The 17572-nt window shown below is 56.4% G+C and carries 17 protein-coding genes; 6 read left to right on the top strand and 11 right to left on the bottom strand.

Annotated features, from left to right (window positions below; translation table 11 throughout):
* Window positions 1-4: 4 nt before the first annotated feature.
* The 5 genes from KHU29_RS14025 (at window position 5) to KHU29_RS14005 (ending at window position 4979) form a co-directional block, all read left to right on the top strand.
* The gene (locus tag KHU29_RS14025) at window positions 5-466 is read left to right on the top strand and encodes a cupin domain-containing protein (RefSeq protein ID WP_211453405.1); all 462 of its coding nucleotides are present in this window, start codon (window positions 5-7) and stop codon (window positions 464-466) included.
* A 259-nt stretch (window positions 467-725) separates the two neighbouring features.
* Entirely contained in the window at window positions 726-2141 is a 1416-nt protein-coding gene (locus tag KHU29_RS14020) for a circularly permuted type 2 ATP-grasp protein (protein WP_092415339.1), read from the top strand.
* Between the two features lies 1 nt (window position 2142).
* Window positions 2143-3159 (top strand): alpha-E domain-containing protein, encoded by a 1017-nt coding sequence (locus KHU29_RS14015; RefSeq protein ID WP_211453404.1) that lies wholly within the window; start codon window positions 2143-2145, stop codon window positions 3157-3159.
* Window positions 3160-3167: 8 nt separating this feature from the next.
* A complete protein-coding gene (locus tag KHU29_RS14010; protein WP_211453422.1) occupies window positions 3168-3980 on the top strand; it encodes a transglutaminase family protein in 813 nt (270 codons plus the stop codon).
* A gap of 126 nt (window positions 3981-4106) precedes the next feature.
* On the top strand, window positions 4107-4979 hold the full coding sequence (locus KHU29_RS14005) for a proteasome-type protease (protein ID WP_211453403.1): 873 nt from the start codon (window positions 4107-4109) through the stop codon (window positions 4977-4979).
* 93 nt (window positions 4980-5072) lie between these two features.
* Here KHU29_RS14005 and panB read toward each other — a convergent pair whose 3' ends face one another.
* The 7 genes from panB to KHU29_RS13970 all read right to left on the bottom strand — a co-directional run bounded on the left by panB (window position 5073) and on the right by KHU29_RS13970 (window position 11064).
* Window positions 5073-5927: a 3-methyl-2-oxobutanoate hydroxymethyltransferase gene (gene panB / locus KHU29_RS14000; protein WP_211453402.1), complete on the bottom strand. Its 855-nt coding sequence runs from the start codon at window positions 5925-5927 to the stop codon at window positions 5073-5075.
* A 2-nt stretch (window positions 5928-5929) separates the two neighbouring features.
* Entirely contained in the window at window positions 5930-6577 is a 648-nt protein-coding gene (locus KHU29_RS13995; RefSeq protein WP_211453401.1) for a deoxynucleoside kinase, read from the bottom strand.
* 108 nt (window positions 6578-6685) lie between these two features.
* Entirely contained in the window at window positions 6686-7210 is a 525-nt protein-coding gene (gene folK / locus KHU29_RS13990) for a 2-amino-4-hydroxy-6-hydroxymethyldihydropteridine diphosphokinase (RefSeq protein WP_211453400.1), read from the bottom strand.
* Complete coding sequence (gene pcnB / locus KHU29_RS13985; protein ID WP_211453399.1) at window positions 7207-8586, bottom strand: polynucleotide adenylyltransferase PcnB; 1380 nt, start codon at window positions 8584-8586, stop codon at window positions 7207-7209. The genes folK and pcnB overlap by 4 nt, the downstream gene beginning before the upstream one ends.
* Complete coding sequence (locus KHU29_RS13980) at window positions 8583-9257, bottom strand: histidinol-phosphatase (RefSeq protein WP_211453398.1); 675 nt, start codon at window positions 9255-9257, stop codon at window positions 8583-8585. The genes pcnB and KHU29_RS13980 overlap by 4 nt, the downstream gene beginning before the upstream one ends.
* Complete coding sequence (gene hda, locus KHU29_RS13975; protein ID WP_211453397.1) at window positions 9254-9955, bottom strand: DnaA regulatory inactivator Hda; 702 nt, start codon at window positions 9953-9955, stop codon at window positions 9254-9256. The genes KHU29_RS13980 and hda overlap by 4 nt, the downstream gene beginning before the upstream one ends.
* Before the next feature lie 26 nt (window positions 9956-9981).
* Window positions 9982-11064 carry an AI-2E family transporter gene (locus tag KHU29_RS13970; protein ID WP_211453396.1) on the bottom strand — a complete coding sequence of 361 codons (1083 nt, stop codon included), beginning with the start codon at window positions 11062-11064 and terminating at the stop codon, window positions 9982-9984.
* Between the two features lie 265 nt (window positions 11065-11329).
* On the opposite strand from KHU29_RS13970, the gene purM reads away from it, so the two are divergent.
* Window positions 11330-12382 (top strand): phosphoribosylformylglycinamidine cyclo-ligase, encoded by a 1053-nt coding sequence (gene purM, locus KHU29_RS13965; protein WP_211453395.1) that lies wholly within the window; start codon window positions 11330-11332, stop codon window positions 12380-12382.
* Window positions 12383-12526: 144 nt separating this feature from the next.
* On the opposite strand, the gene can is transcribed toward purM, so the two are convergent.
* The 4 genes from can to dnaK all read right to left on the bottom strand — a co-directional run bounded on the left by can (window position 12527) and on the right by dnaK (window position 17494).
* Complete coding sequence (can, locus tag KHU29_RS13960) at window positions 12527-13195, bottom strand: carbonate dehydratase (protein WP_211453394.1); 669 nt, start codon at window positions 13193-13195, stop codon at window positions 12527-12529.
* A gap of 144 nt (window positions 13196-13339) precedes the next feature.
* Window positions 13340-13939: a chalcone isomerase family protein gene (locus KHU29_RS13955; RefSeq protein ID WP_246542022.1), complete on the bottom strand. Its 600-nt coding sequence runs from the start codon at window positions 13937-13939 to the stop codon at window positions 13340-13342.
* A 240-nt stretch (window positions 13940-14179) separates the two neighbouring features.
* Window positions 14180-15307 carry a molecular chaperone DnaJ gene (gene dnaJ / locus KHU29_RS13950; RefSeq protein WP_211453392.1) on the bottom strand — a complete coding sequence of 376 codons (1128 nt, stop codon included), beginning with the start codon at window positions 15305-15307 and terminating at the stop codon, window positions 14180-14182.
* Window positions 15308-15559: 252 nt separating this feature from the next.
* Window positions 15560-17494 carry a molecular chaperone DnaK gene (gene dnaK, locus KHU29_RS13945; RefSeq protein WP_092355323.1) on the bottom strand — a complete coding sequence of 645 codons (1935 nt, stop codon included), beginning with the start codon at window positions 17492-17494 and terminating at the stop codon, window positions 15560-15562.
* Between the last annotated feature and the right edge of the window lie 78 nt (window positions 17495-17572).

Raw genomic sequence — 17572 nt, 5'->3', positions numbered from 1 at the left:
TGCGATGGATACAAACACAAGTACATCTGCCAGCCCGGCCGAGTCGTCGACCACCTTGTTCTCGCATGTCCGCGAGGGCGACACCGAATTCGAATCCGGCGGCCTGCGCGATTTTTTCCTGTATCGCGATCTCGGGATTGCCGCCGCCACCGGCGGCCAGGTGGTGGCGCATCTGGTGAAAGCCAACATGGCGCCCGAAGTAGGCACTGGCTGGCACCGGCATGAAGCCAATTTCCATATCGTCTACATGCTTAAAGGCTGGGCCCGTTTCATGTACGGCGATAAGGAAACGCTGGTCAAGGCCGGCGATTGCGTGCACCAGCGCCCAGGCATAGTGCATTTTTTATTCGACTACTCGAAAGACATGGAGTATCTTGAAATCGTCAGCCCGGCGGCGTTCACTTCGATCGACATGCCCGCACCGTGCGCCGTCCCGGCGCCGACGCCATGGGTTCAGACGACTTAGGCTACTTGCGCGGCATTTGAACACCAGGTTTTTGCAGTCAAAACAACATGGAGGACGCCACCCAGATTACGCAAAATTTGCTAAGTGCTGACACGGCATTGCTGAAAATAAAACCTGTTCAAATTACAACATAACATGTTAATTTTTGAATAATCTTTTTACACAGGCCAAAGCTTAAACGTCAGCCAGCAGCGTGCAACAGGCACGCTTCTTGATAGCTACTTGATAGTTTCCGATCAAACCACAGCAAAGCAAGATCATGGCAAATTTTTTCGATGAAATGTACTCCGATGGCAAATCGTCGGTGCGTCCGCACTACGACGAGTTTTCCAATTGGCTCAACGCTCAGACCGCTGAAACCATCGCCCGCAAACGCGCTGAGGCCGACCTGATTTTCCGCCGCGTCGGCATTACCTTTGCCGTCTATGGCAACGACGCCGGCACCGAACGTCTGATCCCCTTCGACATCATTCCGCGCATCATCCATGCGCAGGAGTGGGCCACGCTTGAAGCCGGCCTGATACAACGCGTCAAGGCGCTCAACATGTTCATCCACGATATCTATCATGGCCAGAACATCGTCAAGGCAGGTGTGATCCCCGCTGAACAGATTTTCCGCAACGCCCAGTATCGCCCGGAAATGCAGGGCATCTCGGTTGCCTCGGATATCTATGCGCATATTGCGGGTGTCGATATCGTGCGTGCCGGCCAGGGCGAGTTTTACGTGCTGGAAGATAATCTGCGGGTACCTTCCGGCGTGTCCTACATGCTGGAAAACCGCAAGATGATGATGCGGCTGTTCCCCGAACTATTCTTGCGCCACAAGATTGCCCCGGTCGATCACTACCCTGACCTGCTGCTGGACAATCTGCGTTCGGTGGCGCCGGTTGGCGTTACCGATCCGACCGTGGTGGTGATGACACCGGGGATGTATAACTCGGCCTACTTCGAACATGCGTTCCTGGCGCAGCAAATGGGCGTGGAACTGGTTGAAGGCCAGGATCTGTTCGTCAACGATAACGCGGTCTACATGCGCACCACGCGCGGCCCGAAACGGGTCGACGTGATTTATCGCCGGATCGACGACGACTATCTCGATCCGCTCGCCTTCCGTCCCGATTCGTCGCTGGGCGTGCCCGGTCTGCTGTCGGTGTATCGCGCCGGTAACGTCACGCTGGCGAATGCCATCGGCACCGGTGTCGCCGATGACAAATCGGTCTATCCGTTCGTGCCGGACATGATCCAGTTTTATTTGTCGGAGAAACCGATCCTGAACAATGTCCCGACTTACCAGTGCCGCAAAAAAGACGATTTGCAGTACACCCTGGATAACCTGAAGGATCTGGTCGTCAAGGAAGTGCATGGCGCCGGCGGTTACGGCATGCTGGTCGGACCGGCTTCCACCAAGCAGGAAATCGAAGATTTCCGCCAGCGCGTGATTGCCAAGCCGGATGGCTATATCTCCCAGCCGACCCTGGCTTTATCGGCTTGCCCGACCTATGTCGAATCCGGCATCGCGCCACGCCACCTGGACCTGCGGCCGTTTGTGCTGTCTGGAAAAAATGTCTCCCTGGTGCGCGGCGGCCTGACCCGCGTCGCCCTCAAGGAAGGTTCTCTGGTGGTTAATTCGTCCCAAGGCGGCGGCACCAAAGACACCTGGATTCTGGAGAAATAACATGCTCAGTCGCACCGCCGATCATTTATTCTGGATGTCCCGCTACACCGAGCGGGCAGAAAACACAGCACGCATGCTGGATGTGCACGTGCAAACCGGGCTGTTGCCGCAATCGGTTGAAGATGCGGAAATAGGCTGGCGCGCGATCCTTGGCATTTCCGAACTGCAGCAGGCTTTCGACAAAAAATATAGCGTGCTGACGCAAAAAGACGTGATTGATTTCATGGTGCGCGATCCGAGCAATTCCTCCTCGATCGCATCCTGCCTGAAACAGGCACGCGAGAACGCCCGCGCGGTGCGTGGCGCGCTGACTACCGAAGCATGGGAAATCCAGAACGCCACCTGGATCAAGATGCAGGGTTACTTGCAAACCGATGCGCTGGAGCGCAATCCGAGTGAATTTTTCGAATGGGTCAAACACCGTTCACATCTGTCACGCGGAGTGACCATCGGCACCATGCTCAAAGACGAAGCGTTTCACTTCATTCGCCTTGGCACATTCCTGGAACGCGCCGACAATACCGCGCGCATCATCGATGTCAAATTCCACGGCGCGAAAGAAGGCACGTACAAAAAGAATCACCAAAACGGCCAGCGGCAAAGCACTGAACAGCGGCACGCTGAGGAACGTAAAAAGGCGATCGCCGAACCGCAGGTCGATTTCTACTATTGGGCGGCGATCCTGCGTTCGGTGTCCGGCTTTGAAATCTACCGCAAGGTGTACCGCGATGTGATCACACCGGCTCGTGTGGCGGATTTGCTGATTCTGCGGCCGGACATGCCGCGTTCCTTGCTGGCCTGCATGACGCAAGTGGTGGGCAATCTGAAACATGTGCACAACGACATTTCCGCCGACACCGAGCGTTTCGCCGGAAAGCTGCATGCCGATCTCAAGTTCAGCAGTCTCGATGAGATTCTGGACGCCGGTCTGCATGATTACCTGACGCAGTTCTTCGAGCGAATTTTCGAACTCGGCAATCGCATCAGCCGCGATTTCCTGGTGCCCCTCAATACCTGATGCCCGACATGCTACTGACCATCCGGCATGAAACGGTTTACCACTACACCGCAGCGCTGACCTACACGATTCAGCAGCTGCGGCTGACGCCGCGCGCGGAAGTGCAGCAGCGTACCCTGGCCTGGAATATCCGCAGTTCAGGCACGCGCCATCCTTTCACCGATGCTTTCGGCAATCTGAGCCATACGCTGACCATCACCAGGCCGCACCACGAGGTCCGCATCATTGCCGAAGGCACGGTGGCGATCGCTCCCTTGCATCTGGGGCGCCTGCCGCAACCGGGTGAATTTTCGCCATTGGTATTTACGGTGCCGACACAACTGACGCAGCCCACCGCAGCCGTGATGGATTTTGCGCACCGGCACCTGCAGGCTGGCGCCGGCAACACGCAACTGCTGGACCTGGCGCAGGCGATCTGTGCTGCCGTGGCCTACCAGAGCGGATCGACTGCGGTGACTACCAGCGCTGACGATGCGCTGGCCTTGGGACAAGGTGTCTGCCAGGATCACGCACACTTGTACTTGGCCTGCTGCCACACGGCTGGCATTCCGGCGCGCTACGTATCCGGCTATATCGATCCTGGCAACACCAGCCATGCGGAAAGCCATGCCTGGGTGGACGTATGGGTTGAGGAACATGACTTTTCGGGCTGGATCAGTATTGATGTGACCCATGCGTGCTTCGCCAGCAACAACTATTGCAGGTTAGCAATTGGACGGGATTACGATTCGGCTGCGCCGGTACGCGGAGTACGGCGCGGCGGCGGCGAAGAGACGTTGACCGTACAAGTCAATGTTTCTGCATTGCCATCGGATCAATGAATCGTCAGCTTTAATTCGTGAAAATTTGCCACACAGTTAACAACTGAGTAACGAAGTGTGGCAATCTGACCAGGATACGGATTTGGCTTACTGTAAAATCTCGACTTTGTATTTTTCTCACACATCATGACTTACTGCGTAGCCCTGCGCCTCGATTCCGGCCTGGTTTTTCTTTCCGACTCGCGCACCAATGCGGGAGTCGACCATGTCGCCGTCGCGCGCAAGATGAGTGTGTTCGAAAACCCGGGCGAACGCCTGATGGTTTTCATGACTGCCGGCAACCTGTCTATTTCACAGTCGATCAAGGAAATCATCGGCGAGCGCGTGAATGCCGCCGGCAAGACCATCTGGACCGTCGACTCGATGTACGAAGCCGCGCAAATTGTCGGCGAGGCGATCCGCTCCGTCCATGACCGCGAAGCGGCGGCACTGGAAAAATTCGGTATCGATTTCAACGTCAGCATTATTTTCGGCGGTCAGATCAAAGGTGAGCGTTGCCGCCTGTTCCAGATTTATTCGGCCGGCAATTTCATCGAATCGCACAACGAAAACACCTACTTCCAGATCGGCGAATCGAAATACGGCAAGCCGATACTTGACCGCGTCATTACCCCCTCCTCATCGCTGGACGAGGCGGCAAAATGTGCGCTGATCTCGATGGACTCCACCCTGCGCTCCAACGTCTCGGTGGGCTTGCCGCTGGATATGCTGCTGTATGAAAACGATACGCTGGCAGTCACCCGCTTTGTCACGATCGGTGAAAAGAACCAATACTTCCAGATGATTCGGGAAAACTGGGGCAAGCAACTCAAAAGCGTGTTCGACGGCATTGCTGATCCAGTCTGGAACGCCAATCCGGAAACCACCTCCAACGTGCTGTCGGCAAAAGGTTCGCCCAGCGAACCGCTGGTGGTAATGCCGCCACAAGAACTGAGTACCGAGAGCCCGCCGCCACCGCTCCAAACGCTGGCACAGGGAAGCAACGGCAAGCAGCATTAATTCCGGTTCTTCGCGGATCACCGATAAACAACGGTAAAAATAGGAAGGACGCAGAGTGGGCACAAAGGCGTACCCACCCTACGAATAAAAAACTCAGAAGCAATGCTCAGGCGCCGGAAACGACTTGTCCTTTACCGCGCCGACATACGCCAGCACGGCCGCATCGATGCTGGTCTGGCCTTCCATGAAGTTTTTCACGAAGCGCGCTTTGTGGCCGGGGAAAACGCCCATCAGATCGTGCATCACCAGTACCTGGCCAGAGCAGTCCGGGCCGGCGCCAATGCCGATGGTCGGAATACGCAACAGATCGCTGACTTCCTTGCCCAGCGCTGCCGGAATCGCCTCCAGCACCAGCAAACTGGCGCCCGCTTCCTGTAACGCCAGAGCGTCGGCTTTCAACTGTTCGGCTGCCGCGGTCGATTTGCCTTGTACCTTGTAGCCCCCCATCTGATGCACCGATTGCGGCGTCAGGCCGAGATGGCAACAGACCGGAATCGCACGTTCAGTGAGGAAACACACGGTGGGCGCCAGCCAGGCGCCGCCTTCGATCTTGACCATTTGCGCGCCAGCCTGGATCACCGGCACCGCGTTCTCGAACGCACTTTCCGGTGTAGCGTAAGTGCCGAACGGCAGGTCGGACAGCACCAGCGCGGTACGGTTGCCGCGCGCCACGCTGGCGGTGTGATACACGATGTCTTGTATGGTTACCGGCAAGGTCGAGTTGTGGCCCTGGCAAACCATGCCGAGCGAATCGCCGATCAGCAAGGTTTCAACGCCGCAGCGATCCATCAAGGCGGCAAAGCTGGCATCGTAGCAAGTCAGCATGGTGATTTTTTCACCCTTTTCGCGCAAGGCTTGCAGGGCTGGAATGGTGATCGGTTTGCTGCGGGTATGTGATTTCGCTGCCGGATCGCTAGCTGGGTCGGTGCCTTGTATATATCCTGCCATTGTCATTCTCCACGATTGAAAAATTCACGCTTGCCGCGCATGCCGTCGATGCGTGCCAGCAATAAGCTGAAATCGGCTTCGTTGCCGGCCAGGTCCAGATGTTCGTTGTTGACGATCAGCAGCGGTGCATCGTCGTAGTGATAGAAAAAGCGGCTATAGCTTTCGCACAGGCGCGCCAGGTATTCTTGCGAGATTGCGGCTTCCATCTCGATGCCACGCTTTTTGATGCGCTCTCCCAAGGTTTCCGGCTCGGCTTGCAGGTAAATCACCAGGTCGGGCGTCGCCACCTGCGGCCGCAGATGTTCGTACATTTGCTGGTACAGCTTGAGCTCTTCATCGGCCAGCGTCAGGCTGGCGAAAATCGGATCCTTGGCCAACATGAAATCGGCAACCAGATGGCTGGGACTGTCGAACAAGTCATTCTGCGCCGATTCGCGCAGCTGGTTGAGGCGCTGGAACAGGAAGAACATTTGTGTCGACAGCGCATAACGCGGGGCGTCCCGGTAGAATTTTTCCAGAAAAGGATTGGCTTGCGGTTGCTCCAGCAATACTTTGCCGCCCAGGTGCATGGCGATCTTGTTCACCAGCGTGGTCTTGCCGACCCCGATCGGGCCTTCTACGACGATGTACTTGTAGCTATCTAAATTCATCTGTCTAAATTCATCTGTTTAAATTCACATCCAAGTGCGGAGTCCTGCATGCCTCAATAGGACAGTGTGCCAGAAGCTGACGCATCCGGCAGGCGACCATGCAGATTCTTATATTTTACGGATGGCCTGATCCGCGACCAGCGGGGCAAACTGATGTGCCGGACCGTGCTTGGGAATGACGATGAAGGGATCCAGCTGCAATAGCGGAATCAGGACGAAGGCACGTTGTGTCATGCGCGGGTGCGGTACCGTCAGCACTGCGTCCGCGATGGTCGACTGGCCATAGAGCAGCAGATCCAGATCCAGCGTGCGCGGAGCATTCGGATAAGGGCGCTGGCGACCGAAATCCTGTTCAATCTGCTGCAATCCCTGCAGCAAGGCATGCGCACTCAGGCTGGTTTTGACGCGCGCCACGGCGTTGATGTAATCGTCGCCGCCGGCGTCCAGCGGCGCTGTGCAAAACAGACTGGATTGTGCGTCCAGGCTGGTGTCGGGCAGCTTGCCCAGCTGCAGGATGGCGCGCTGGACCTGGGCGCTGGCATCGCCCAGATTAGCGCCGATGCCAATGTACGCCGTGACCAGTTCCGTAGAAGAAGGCGTAGCAGACGAGGCAGCAGAAACCCTCGCTGTCATTGACCGCCCTGCTCGTCATTGCTGCGGCCGCCTGGAGCGGCGGTCTTGGCGCCACTGCGCGAGCCACGTCGGCGCGGACGCTTTTTAGCCGGCGCAGCTTCAGCCGCCACTTTCGGCTTTTGCGCCAGCAGCACTTCACGTTCAGCGCCGTCGCCCTCCATGAAAGCGGTCCACCACTCGCCGATTTCGCTATCGATCTCGCCCGAGGCGCAGCGCAACAACAGGAAATCGTAACCGGCCCGCAAACGCAGATGTTCCAGCAGCTTGTAGGGCGCCTTGCCGGTCCGACGTTCAAAGCGCGGCTGCATGGCCCATATGTCACGCATGTCAGAGGCGATCTTGCGTTGCAAGGCCAGCTTCTCGGTTTGCGCTTCCAGGACATCGTCGGCGGCCAGATGCAGCGCCGGGATCGGGAATTCACCGGCCGCCTTATAGGCAGTCCACTTTTCCAGCACCTGATGCCACAGCAAGGAGGCGAACAGGAAACCGGGAGAAACCGGCTTGCCTTGTTGCACGCGGATGTCTGTATTGGCTAGCGCCAGCGTCACGAATTTCTCGCCTAGCGGCTGCTCCAGCACTACATCGAGTAAAGGCAGCAAACCGTGATGCAGGCCTTCCTTGCGCAATTGCTGCAGGCAAGCCAGCGCATGGCCGCTCATCAACAGCTTCAGCATTTCATCGAATACCCGCGCCGCCGGAACGTTATCGATCAGCGCCGCCATCACCGGTATCGGCGCCCGGGTGGCCGGATCGATCGTAAATTGCAGCTTGGCGGCGAAACGCACGATACGCAGCATGCGCACCGGGTCTTCCCGGAAGCGGGCTTCCGGATCGCCGATGATGCGCAAGGTCTTGGCGCGGATATCGTCGATGCCGCCGTGGTAATCGAGCACACTCTCGGTGGCCGGGTCGTAGTACATCGCGTTGATCGTGAAATCGCGCCGCACCGCATCTTCGTGCTGCTCGCCGAAAGTATTGTCGCGCAAGACACGGCCGTGCTCGTCTTTCGGCGAGCCGTCGGATGAAGCGCCGCGGAAAGTGGTGACTTCGAGCAGATCCTGACCAAACATCACATGCACGATCTGGAACCGCTTGCCGATGATGAACGCGCGCCGGAACAAACGTTTGACCTGTTCCGGCGTGGCGTTGGTGGCGACGTCGAAATCCTTCGGTTTCACACCCAGCAACAGATCGCGTACCGCACCGCCGACGATGAAGGCTTTGTAGCCGGCATCCTGCAGTGTCTTGGTGACACGGATCGCATTGGAGGAAACCAGTTTCGGATCGATGCCGTGCTGTTTCGGGCCGAGTATCAACGGTTGGGTGGGATCTTTTTTCTTTTTCCCAAGGATGGAGCGAATCAGCTTCTTGATCATTGCGCGTCGAATAAATTCAGGATAGGCCAGCCGTGTGCACTTGCATGCGCTTTCAACAGGGCGTTGGGGTTGGTGGCAACAGGGTCGGTGACCAGCAGCATCAACGGCAGGTCGTTGTGCGAATCGCTATAGAAATAACTGCGCGGGAAGCTGGCCAGCGTCATGTCCATGGTGGCCAGCCAGGCATGGGTATGGGTGACTTTGCCGGGGCCGTAAGTCGGCGTATCCGCCAGCTTGCCGGTAATCTCGCCGTCGCCGGTGGTTTCCGGGTCCGAGGCGATCAGGAAATCGACCCCCAGCGCCTTGGCGATCGGCTCGGTCACGAAGCTGTTGGTCGCCGTTACTATTGCCACCAGGTCGCCGGCATCCTGATGCTTTTGCAGCAAGGCGCGCGCCGCCGGGGTAATTTGCGGCTCGATCACTTGCTTCATGAATTGCGCATGCCAGGCATCGAGCTGCTTGCGCGGAAATTTCGCCAGCGTGCCGAACGCGAACTCCAGGTATTTGACCGGATCCAGCGTGCCGGCCTGGTACTGGGCAAACCACTCTGCGTTGCTCTTTTCAAAGGCGTTCGGATCTACCGCGCCGATGCGTACCAGGAACTGCCCCCATTCATAATCGGAGTCGACGGGCAGCAGCGTATGGTCAAGGTCAAATAGAGCCAGGTTCATGGTGATTGTTTATCTTCGGATTCGAGTTGCAACAAGCTGCGTAGCAAAGGCAGCGTTATGGGGCGCTGGGTCTCCAGCGAATAGCGGTCCAGCTCGTCCAGCATGGCCGATAAAGACCGCATATCGCGCCGGAAATGCGTAATGAGATAGGGTAACACGCCGCTCGACAAATGCAGGCCGCGCGCTTGCGCCGCATGCGTCAGTGCGGCGATTTTTTCTTGATCGCTCAAACCGTGCAACTGATAAATCAGGCCCCAGCCGAGGCGGGTCCGCAGATCTTCGCGCACGCTCAGCTCGGACGGCGGCAGCTCGCCGCTGGTGACCAGCCAGCCGCCATGCTCGCGAATCTGGTTGAACAGGTTAAAAGCTTCGATCTGGTCGTCCGCCGATAATTTATCGCAGTCGTCAATCAGGTAGCCGGGTACATCCGGCGAGAAATTGAACGCCTCGGCGTCGTCGTTGGGGCCGTGGATCAAGCGTGCCTTGGTGCTGCTGGCCAGTGCCTGCAGCACATGGCTTTTGCCGGCGCCGGCCTGGCCCCAAAGGTACACAAAACGGTCGCCCGGTGCGGTGAGGGATTTTGTCGAAGGCGCGACCAGACGCTGCAAGAACTGTAAGGCTTCTTGATTCTGCCCGACCACGAAAGTGGCCAGGGTCTGCGGCTCATCCGCAGTAATGTCCAGCGTTAGCTGCCTCATTCTTGTTTCTTCACTATTACGATTACTTATGTATTATAAAAACTACTTTTCAGGTAGTGCGCGCGGACATGTTTGACCACTACCGACATGATCGCTGAACATGGCAGCGCCAGCAGTATCCCGACGAAGCCGAATAGCTGGCCAAAGGCCATCAACGCAAAAATCACGACCAGCGGATGCAGGCCGATGCGCTCGCCTACCAGACGCGGCGTCAGGATAAAACTTTCGAGTACCTGGCCGATGCCATACACGATGGCAACTGCAATCAATCCATGCCAGCCACTGAACTGCAGCATCGCGGCGATCAACGCCAGCGCCAGTCCCAGGCCGAAACCGACATAGGGGATGAATACCAGCAAACCGGTAATAATGCCAACCGGCAACGCCACATCAAACCCGGCGATTGCCAGCCCGGTCGAATAATAAATCGCCAGAACCAACATTACCAGCAATTGGCCACGTAAATACTGCGCCAGCAGGCTATCCACCTCTTGCGTCATGTTGCCGGTCTTGCCTTGCCAGCGGCGCGGCACCAGCCGGCTCGCGCGCTCGACGATCGAATGCCAGTCCTGCAGCAGGTAAAACAGTACCACCGGCACCAGCAGGATTGTCGCCAGCCAGCCCAGTACGGCGGTGCCGCCAACCTTGACCGAGGCTAGTACCGAAGTCCAGATTTCATCGCCGCTGGTAGACAGTTGCTTGGTCAGCATTTCTTTGATGCCGGTGCCATCCAGGCGCACATTGATGCCGAAATCCTGCAAATGCGGGCCGATGAAACCATCCAGCTTGTTGAGGAAGTTCGGAATCTGGTCTTGCAATAGGGGGAATTCCTTGCGCAACACCGGAATCACGATCAGGATCACAGCCAGAATCGCGAATACCAGCAGCAGTATCACGACCAGCACCGCCAGCGCACGCGGAAAGGGATATTTGCCGATGCGCCTGCGTGAAAGCCAGTCGACCCCGGGATTAAGCGCGTAGGCGAGGATGGCGGAGGCGATGAAAGGCGTCAGGATCGGCCCCAACGCGACCATTAATGCCACAAGTAGTAGCCCAATTCCTAGCCACAAAGCCGTTTGTTTTTGTTCGTCGGTAAAAGAAAATGGCATGGAATCGAAAGTTTGATGGATCGGTTTGATAAAATACCGCTTTTACCGCGCAATAACCTGGCCGAAACCAAGCGATTGATAAGCTAAAAAACAAGACAAAACCCCGGGAAAAGCTGTATTTCCCGCTGTTTTACGGCTTGTTTGGCTGTTTTTGGCCGGTTATCTGATCTGATAGACAACGCTGAATCAGCAATGAATTTAGTGTTACCTGTCAGATGCGTGGCCGAATTTCTCCTATTTTACCGCCTCTGCCGCCAATCACATCATGACTTCCACTTCAAACGTTTCCAACGTTCCTCTCTCTTATCGTGATGCCGGTGTCGATATCGACGCTGGCGACGCCCTGGTCGAGGCAATCAAGCCTTTCGCCAAACGCACCATGCGTGAAGGCGTGATGGGCGGCATCGGCGGTTTTGGCGCCTTGTTCGAGATCAGCAAGAAATTCAAGGAACCGGTACTGGTGTCCGGCACCGACGGCGTCGGCACCAAGCTGAAGCTGGCATTCCACCTGAAACGCCACGACACAGTCGGTATCGACCTGGTGGCAATGAGCGTCAACGACATCCTGGTGCAAGGCGCCGAGCCTTTGTTTTTCCTCGATTACTTCGCTTGCGGCAAACTCGATGTACCGAGCGCCACCGACGTCATCAAGGGCATCGCCAAAGGTTGCGAGCTGGCAGGCTGCGCTTTGATCGGCGGCGAAACCGCTGAAATGCCAAGCATGTATCCGGACGGCGAATACGATCTGGCCGGCTTCGCGGTCGGTGCGGTTGAAAAATCCAAACTGATCGATGGCACCAAGATCGTACCGGGCGACGTGGTGCTGGGCCTGGCATCGTCTGGCGCGCATTCCAACGGTTATTCACTGGTGCGCAAGATCATTGAAGTTGCCAAGCCTGACCTGGATGCCGATTTCCACGGCCGCAAGCTGGCCGACGTGCTGATGGAGCCTACCCGCATCTACGTCAAGCCGTTGCTGGCGCTGATGGAATCCATGGAGGTCAAGGGCATGGTGCATATTACCGGCGGCGGCCTGGTGGAAAACATTCCACGCGTGCTGCAAGACAACCTGACTGCGGTATTGGACAGCACCAGCTGGACCATGCCACCGCTGTTCACGTGGCTGCAACAGCACGGCCAGGTAGCCGACGCCGAAATGCATCGGGTCTTCAACTGCGGTATCGGCATGACTGTCATCGTCGCCAAGGAAAACGCCGACGCTGCGATCGCGCAATTGCAAGCTGCCGGGGAAACCGTCAACCGGATCGGTGAGATTCGCGCGCGTGCTGAGGGCGAGGCGCAGACTATTGTGGTTTGATTGCGGCCTGAACTCCGGTTATCGCGGTCACGCGTGGGCATTCGTGCCCACCCTACGGCTGCCTGACCTCCTCCGTAACGTGGAATAAAAAAAGACGACCGGTAAATTGGTCGTCTTTTTTGTTTAATGATCGTAGCAAAGATTTTAGTCTTTGTAGCGCTTCAGACTTTCCGCCATGCCCTTGTCCAGATCGGACATGCAGCTGACGGTGACTTCCAGATCCCGTAACAAGCCGTCCCGCACGCTATACACCCAGCTATGAATGGTCAGGGGCTGGCCGCGCTCCCAGGCATCCTGGACGATCGTGGTGCGGCAGATATTGGCGACCTGCTCCATGGAATTGAGCTCGCACAGACGGTCATGACGCAGGCTTTCCGGCAACGCTTCCCCGAGGTAGCGCTCATGCTTTTGCTGCACATCCTCGACGTGGCGCAGCCAGTTGTCGGCCAGTCCCACGCGGCGCTTGGTCAGCGCCGCATGCACGCCGGAGCAGCCGTAATGACCAACCACGAATACGTGTTTTACCTTCAGTACATCCACCGCAAACTGCAATACCGACAAACAATTCAGATCGCTATGCGCGACCACGTTGGCAATATTGCGGTGAACGAATAACTCGCCCGGCAGCAAGCCCAACAATTCATTTGCCGGCACCCTGCTGTCGGAACACCCGATCCAGAAATACTCTGGCGCCTGCTGCGACGCCAGTACTTTAAAAAAATCCGGATCGCGAGCGATCATTCCCGCTGCCCATTCGCGGTTTCTCTGGAAAAGGTCTTCTCGGGTCAGGGATTGCTTGTTGTTTGCTGTCATGTTTTCTATTCAATAAAGTTCCGTCTGCATGTTGTTTTTACAATGCATGCACGACCTCCTAGGCCTTATTTTATAGAAAGTTGGCAAATCCCATCGGCTTTTATCCACTTTTTGGCCGATAGTCGCTATTCCCTTCAGCCTTACCTATCCCGGCTGACCTAACAAAGTGAGTTTCAATTTGCTGTCGGCCGGCCTTTCTCCCAGCCAGATTTTCAGTAAAGAGTTATAGAAAATCTGATCGGGTAAGGTCTCGGACACCGGCTTGCCGTTGAAGTGAATCTGCGTGCCAACCCCTGGAATCCAGTCCGTCGTCAAAACATCGCCCTTTTTCAGCTCTGGAATAGAAGCAAACAGTTCGCCAAATTTCAGCAACTGATTGATGATCTTCGATTTGTCCGCCTTATCCACATTGTTTTGGATGCCTGCCATGAACGCGCGACTGAAGTCTTCGCTGCTGACATCGCGCAACATGACCAGCTCGATACGCCGTGGCCCAGGCGCAGCCAGCACGTCCGGCACGGTGGTTTTCTTCTCGGATAAATATAATGCGGCGGTATAGACCTTGAAGATGACTTTATAGCGGATCCCGGCGCCGTTGAGCTTCAAGTCCTGGTTAGCGACTTTGGCTGTTTCGTCGATCTTGACGCCGGCTACATCCAGCGCAAATGCGCCCTGTGCCAACACCAGCGCGGACAATACGCAGGCACAAGCCCCTGCACGCTTCAAACGAGCAATTACTTTCATGTCTCCCCCTATGGTTTGTATATGGTGGGTGTGTGCTGATCGCAAATAAAAGAACGATCGTTTTATTATTGCACTATACAGAATAGAGAGCAGAACAAAATTATGCAATAAGGAATTTGTTAATCATCGCCGGAACATCAGCTAAAGCAACAAACGCAACCAAGGCAAAGAAAGCAAAATGAAAAAAAAAGCCGCCAACCTTGCACGGTTGGCGGCTTTCATCAGGTTCAGAGCGAGCACTTACTCGAAAAACTCTTTTACCTTGTCTTTCCAGGATTTGCTCTGCGGGCTGTGTTTGGCGCCACCTTCGCTGGTCAGTTGCTCGAACTCCTGCAGCAATTCCTTCTGCCTGTCGCTCAGCTTGACCGGCGTTTCCACCACGACGTGGCAGAATAGATCGCCGGCATAACCCGAGCGTACGCCCTTGATACCCTTGCTGCGCAGACGGAAGGTCTTGCCGGACTGGGTGCCGTCAGGAATCGTGAAGGAAGCTTTACCGTTCAATGTCGGCACTTCGATTTCACCGCCCAAAGCAGCTTTGGCAAACGAGATCGGCATTTCGCAATGGAGATCGTCGCCTTCACGTTGGAATACCGCGTGCGGCTTGATGTGGATTTCCACATACAGGTCACCGGTCGGCCCGCCGTTCATGCCTGGCTCGCCGTTGCCGGAAGAGCGGATCCGCATGCCGTCGTCGATGCCGGCCGGGATCTTCACTTCCAGTGTCTTGTTGCGCTTGATACGGCCGGCGCCGGCGCAGGCTGTACATGGCTCAGGAATGATCTTGCCGTTGCCGTGACATTTCGGGCAAGTCTGCTGGATGCTGAAAAAGCCTTGCTGCATCCTGACCTGGCCGTGGCCGCCGCAAGTCGGGCAAGTGATCGGTTCCGTGCCGGGCTTGGCGCCGCTGCCGTGGCAGGGTTCGCACTCATCCCAGCTAGGCACGCGGATAGTGGTGTCGAAGCCGTGTGCCGCTTGCTCCAGCGTGATTTCGAGGTTGTAGCGCAAATCGGCGCCGCGATACACCTGCGGGCCGGCGCCACGACCGCCGCGGCCACCGCCGCCGCCGAAAATATCGCCGAAGATATCGCCAAATGCATCGGCGAAACCGCCGCCACCGCCACCGCCGCCACCCATGTTAGGGTCGACGCCTGCATGACCATAGCGATCATAGGCTTCGCGCTTTTGCGGATCGGTCAGCATCTCGTAGGCTTCTTTCGCCTCTTTGAATTTGTCTTCCGCACCTTTGCTATCCGGATTACGGTCCGGATGATGTTTCATTGCGAGTTTGCGATATGCCTTCTTGATTTCATCATCAGAAGCATTTTTTGCAACACCCAGTATTTCGTAAAAATCACGCTTCGCCATCTTGTATATCCTTCTGGTGCTTCTAAAACTCCGTCATCCCCGCGCACGCGAGGATCCAAGCTACTGACCATGGATTCCCGCGTGCGCGGGAATGACGGGGTCGCCGAGATGCAGCGGGAACAATTCGGAGTCCCAATATCTAAGCGAAAACGCCGAACAGTGCTGCGATAGCATCTGCCCGGCGATTCCTCGCACTGGTTTGCCGATTCAAATTGCAGATTGAATATTGGCAAACCCGCGCTGACGAAGATCTTACTTGTCTTTCACTTCCTTGAAGTCGGCGTCAACTACGTCGTCCTCTTTCGGCTTGGCTTCTGCACCGGCAGCGCCGGCTTCAGCGCCGCCTGCTGCAGCTTGCTGCGCCTGCATGTCGGCATACATCTTTTCACCGAGCTTTTGCGCGGCAGTGGTCAGGGCGGCTGTCTTGTTATCGATGGCGGCCTTGTCGCTGCCCTTCAATGCTTCTTCCAGTTCCTTGATCGCAGCTTCGATGCTTGCCTTCTCGCCGGCTTCCAGTTTGTCGCCGTATTCCGTCAGGGATTTCTTGGTCGAATGGACCAATGCATCGCCTTGGTTATGCGCTTCGGCCAAACCCTTCAGGCGCTTGTCTTCTTCGGCATTCGCCTCGGCGTCGCGCACCATCTTCTGGATTTCTTCTTCGGTCAAGCCGGAATTAGCCTTGATCGTGATCTTGTTTTCCTTGCCGGTTGCTTTGTCCTTGGCGCCCACGTGCAAAATACCGTTGGCGTCGATGTCGAAGGTGACTTCGATCTGCGGTGTGCCGCGCGCTGCCGGCGGGATGCCTTCCAGATTGAATTCGCCCAGGCCCTTGTTACCGGCAGCCATCTCACGCTCACCTTGGAAAACCTTGATGGTGACGGCCGGCTGGTTGTCGTCGGCTGTCGAGAACACCTGGCTGAACTTGGTCGGGATAGTGGTGTTCTTTTGAATCATCTTGGTCATCACGCCGCCCATGGTTTCAATACCCAGGGACAACGGTGTCACGTCCAGCAGCAGCAAGTCCTTGCGGTCGCCCGACAAGACCGAACCCTGGATCGCAGCGCCAACAGCAACCGCTTCATCCGGATTAACGTCCTTGCGTGGATCCTTGCCGAAGAATTCCTTCACTTTTTCCTGCACCTTAGGCATACGGGTCATGCCGCCGACCAGAATAATGTCGTGAATGTCGGAAACCTTGACGCCGGCATCCTTGATCGCAATGCGGCAAGGCTCGATGGTCTTGGCAATCAGCTCTTCCACCAGCGACTCCAGCTTGGCGCGGGTCATCTTCAGGTTCAGATGGATCGGTGCGCCGTTCGCCATGGCGATGTACGGTTCGTTGATTTCGGTCTGTTGCGAGGATGACAATTCGATCTTGGCGCGCTCAGCCGATGCCTTGATGCGTTGCAGCGCAATCGCGTCCTTGCCGAGGTCGATACCGTTGATCTTCTTGAACTCGTCCAGGATGTAATCGATGATGCGTTGGTCGAAGTCTTCGCCGCCGAGGAACGTGTCGCCGTTAGTGGACAGCACTTCAAATTGCTTTTCGCCATCGACATCGGCGATTTCAATGATCGAAACGTCGAAAGTACCGCCGCCCAGGTCATACACGGCAATCTTGCGATCGCCTTTTTCTGCCTTGTCCAGGCCGAATGCCAGCGCAGCCGCTGTCGGCTCGTTGATGATGCGCTTGACGTCCAGGCCAGCGATACGGCCGGCGTCCTTGGTTGCCTGGCGTTGTGCGTCGTTAAAGTAAGCCGGCACGGTGATCACGGCTTCGGTGACTTCTTCGCCGAGGTAGTCTTCTGCTGTCTTCTTCATCTTGCGCAGCACTTCCGCGGCGATTTGCGGCGGCGCCAGTTTTTGATCGCGTACGGCAACCCATGCATCGCCGTTGTCGGCTTTGATGATCTTGTAAGGCATCAGCGCGATGTCTTTTTGTACTTCTTTTTCGTCGAACTTACGGCCAATCAGACGCTTGGTTGCGTACAGCGTATTGGTCGGGTTGGTGACAGCCTGGCGCTTGGCAGGAGCGCCAACCAGGATTTCGCCATCTTCTTGATAAGCGATGATGGAAGGCGTAGTACGTGCGCCTTCCGAGTTTTCGATCACTTTCGGTTGACCGTTTTCGATAACCGAAACGCAAGAATTGGTGGTCCCCAAATCAATGCCGATAATTTTACCCATGGTGTATGTCCTTTACTGAAATCTGATTAATGTTTTTGATGGTCTGAATATAGGGAGCAAAGCAGCGCTTTCAAGCAC

Origin of the sequence: Collimonas antrihumi (genome assembly GCF_018304965.1) — a bacterium.
In the GTDB taxonomy this organism is placed as follows: domain Bacteria; phylum Pseudomonadota; class Gammaproteobacteria; order Burkholderiales; family Burkholderiaceae_D; genus Collimonas; species Collimonas antrihumi.
The sequence above is the reverse complement of the archived record's forward strand: the minus strand, read 5'-3'. Positions and strand labels throughout refer to the sequence as shown.

Bases quoted from the DNA above. Each gene is read 5' to 3' on its own strand.
- KHU29_RS14025 (WP_211453405.1), top strand. From the start codon at position 5: ATGGATACAAACACAAGTACATCTGCCAGCCCGGCCGAGTCGTCGACC.
- KHU29_RS14020 (WP_092415339.1), top strand. From the start codon at position 726: ATGGCAAATTTTTTCGATGAAATGTACTCCGATGGCAAATCGTCGGTG.
- KHU29_RS14015 (WP_211453404.1), top strand. From the start codon at position 2,143: ATGCTCAGTCGCACCGCCGATCATTTATTCTGGATGTCCCGCTACACC.
- KHU29_RS14010 (WP_211453422.1), top strand. From the start codon at position 3,168: ATGCTACTGACCATCCGGCATGAAACGGTTTACCACTACACCGCAGCG.
- KHU29_RS14005 (WP_211453403.1), top strand. From the start codon at position 4,107: ATGACTTACTGCGTAGCCCTGCGCCTCGATTCCGGCCTGGTTTTTCTT.
- panB (WP_211453402.1), bottom strand. From the start codon at position 5,927: ATGGCAGGATATATACAAGGCACCGACCCAGCTAGCGATCCGGCAGCG.
- KHU29_RS13995 (WP_211453401.1), bottom strand. From the start codon at position 6,577: ATGAATTTAGATAGCTACAAGTACATCGTCGTAGAAGGCCCGATCGGG.
- folK (WP_211453400.1), bottom strand. From the start codon at position 7,210: ATGACAGCGAGGGTTTCTGCTGCCTCGTCTGCTACGCCTTCTTCTACG.
- pcnB (WP_211453399.1), bottom strand. From the start codon at position 8,586: ATGATCAAGAAGCTGATTCGCTCCATCCTTGGGAAAAAGAAAAAAGAT.
- KHU29_RS13980 (WP_211453398.1), bottom strand. From the start codon at position 9,257: ATGAACCTGGCTCTATTTGACCTTGACCATACGCTGCTGCCCGTCGAC.
- hda (WP_211453397.1), bottom strand. From the start codon at position 9,955: ATGAGGCAGCTAACGCTGGACATTACTGCGGATGAGCCGCAGACCCTG.
- KHU29_RS13970 (WP_211453396.1), bottom strand. From the start codon at position 11,064: ATGCCATTTTCTTTTACCGACGAACAAAAACAAACGGCTTTGTGGCTA.
- purM (WP_211453395.1), top strand. From the start codon at position 11,330: ATGACTTCCACTTCAAACGTTTCCAACGTTCCTCTCTCTTATCGTGAT.
- can (WP_211453394.1), bottom strand. From the start codon at position 13,195: ATGACAGCAAACAACAAGCAATCCCTGACCCGAGAAGACCTTTTCCAG.
- KHU29_RS13955 (WP_246542022.1), bottom strand. From the start codon at position 13,939: ATGAAAGTAATTGCTCGTTTGAAGCGTGCAGGGGCTTGTGCCTGCGTA.
- dnaJ (WP_211453392.1), bottom strand. From the start codon at position 15,307: ATGGCGAAGCGTGATTTTTACGAAATACTGGGTGTTGCAAAAAATGCT.
- dnaK (WP_092355323.1), bottom strand. From the start codon at position 17,494: ATGGGTAAAATTATCGGCATTGATTTGGGGACCACCAATTCTTGCGTT.